The 2,099-nt window shown below is 76.6% G+C and carries 1 protein-coding gene; it reads right to left on the bottom strand.

Features of this window, described 5'->3' with window-relative positions; all coding sequences use genetic code 11:
• Positions 1-125 precede the first annotated feature (125 nt).
• On the bottom strand, positions 126-1,739 hold the full coding sequence (locus tag LCD35_RS26655; protein WP_224967620.1) for an amidohydrolase: 1,614 nt from the start codon (positions 1,737-1,739) through the stop codon (positions 126-128).
• Positions 1,740-2,099 lie beyond the last annotated feature (360 nt).

Here is a 2,099-nt window from a genome sequence, read left to right as displayed (position 1 = left end):
CTGACCCCCAACGGGTGTGCCCGGGGGTTGTTTTTCATTTGGGGGCCCCGGCGCCGTCCGTGGCGCCTCCCCTCCCCGGGTGCGTCGCCGTCCCCCCGGCCCCCGCGACGGGAGCCCGGTGGAGCTCAGTCCTCCTCGTCCGGGTCCCGGACGTAGAGGGTCCTGCCGCGCAGCACGGTGCGCTGGCAACGCGGCAGCGGCGCGCCCGGGCTCAGGTCCGGCAGCGGCGGCACGCCCGCGCGCGGATCCGTCGACCAGCGCTGCACCCGCGAATCCGGTGCGGTGACGACGAGATCGCCCGTCTCCCACACCGCGTAGGTCGCCGGAGCACCCGGCACCAGCGCGCCCGTCACCCCGTCGTCCACCCCGGCGGCCCGCCAGCCGCCGCGGGTGTGCGCGGTGAACGCGGCGCGCGGCGAGATGCCGAACCCGTCCGTGCGGTGGTGCACCGCGGCCCGCACCGCCGCCCACGGGTCCACCGGCGTCACCGGCGCGTCCGAACCGAAGGCGAGCACGATGCCGTTCGCCGCCAACGCCGAGAACGGGTTCAGCCGCGTCCCGCGCGGCACGCCGAGCCGCCTCGCGTACATGTCCGACGGCCCGCCCCAGGCGGCGTCGAACTGCGGCTGCACCGAGGCGACCACGCCGAAGGCGCCGAGTTCCGCGGCCTGCTCGGCGGTCACCATCTCCAGGTGCTCCAGCCGGTGCCGCATGCTCGCCAGCGCGGGCACGCCGAGCACCTTCGCCGCGCGGCGGAAGCCTTCGCAGGCCTCGGCGACCCCGGCGTCCCCTATCACGTGGAACCCGGCCTGCAGGCCCTGCCGGGTGCAGTCGACGAGGTGCTCGGCGACGGCCTCGGCGTCCAGGTACAGCACGCCCGAGGTCGTCGGATCGTCCGCGTAGGGCGCGCCGAGCGCCGCGGTGCGCGAACCGACCGCGCCGTCGACGAACAGGTCGCCGCCCAGCCCGCGCACGCCGAGCTCCCGCGCGGTCTCCAGGGCACCCAGCTCGCCCCAGTAGCCGACGACCTCCGGCACGTCCCCGCGAGCCGACAGCTCCAGCAGGTCCCGCAGGTCGTCCGCGCCGGAGATGTCCGGGCCCGCGCACTCGTGCACGGCCGCCACCCCGCAGGACGCCGCGTGCCGCAGGAACGCCAGCTGCGCCTCCCGGCGCTGCGCCAGGCCCAGCGATTCGCGGGCGGCGCTGCGCGCGTGGTGGTGCGAGACGCGGGTCAGCGGCCCGTCCGGGCTCCAGCCCTCGGTGTCCTTGGCCAGCGGGGCGCGCTCGATCAGCGCGCTGGAGACCAGCGCCGAGTGCACGTCGATCCGGGACAGGTAGACGGGCGCGCCGCCGCAGGCGTTGTCGATCTCCGCGCGGGACGGCGGGCGGCGCTCCGGCCACCAGGTCTCGTCCCAGCCGTGGCCCCAGACCAGCGCGCCCGGATGTTCCTCGACGTGGTCGCGCAGCGCGTGCAGGAATTCGGTCAGCGAAGCGCAGCCGGTCAGGTCCAGGCCGTTGATCAGCAGACCGGACGAGGTGGCGTGCACGTGCGCGTCGACGAACGCGGGGGCGACGAACGCCCCGCCGAGCTCGACGACCTCCGCCTCGGGATGCAGTGCACGGCCGACCCTGTCGGAACCGACCCAGGCGATGGTGCCATCGATGACGGCCATCGCGGTGGCGTCGGCATCGGCGGGCGAATGGATCCGGCCGCCGAGCAGCAACGTGGTCTCGGACATGTCCTGTGTTCCCTGTCCTGGGGATTCCCCCCGGCTTCGGCTTGCTGGCGGCGCAAGGCGTGACGAGCTGTTCCGCCCGGCCCCCGCGCGTCGGCGCGAGCCCCTCCGCTCCGGGTCGCACCGACCTGCTCGGTCGGCGGCGGACCGCGTCGGGTGGCTCGGCCGCCCGGTCCCCGTGTCCGCCCGCTCCGTCCGGAGCCGGGTGGATCACCTTACGCGGAGCACCGCGACCCCGGTGGATCGAGGTCCGCGCCGAGGTGAACCTCGCCATGCGCCACCGTGGGGGGGGGGGGGGGGGGGGGGGGGGGGGGGCCCCCCCCCCGGGGGGGGGGGGGGGCCGCCGGCCCCGGGCCGGCGCGG

The sequence above is a fragment of the Saccharopolyspora sp. 6V genome (genome assembly GCF_020176785.1).
GTDB classification, from domain to species: Bacteria; Actinomycetota; Actinomycetes; order Mycobacteriales; family Pseudonocardiaceae; genus Saccharopolyspora_C; species Saccharopolyspora_C gregorii.
Note: the sequence above shows the minus strand (reverse complement) of the source record. Positions and strands in the feature narration are given on the sequence as shown.

What these genes read in the sequence shown, in the direction of transcription:
- LCD35_RS26655 (WP_224967620.1), bottom strand. Translation starts at nt 1,739, where the DNA reads ATGTCCGAGACCACGTTGCTGCTCGGCGGCCGGATCCATTCGCCCGCC.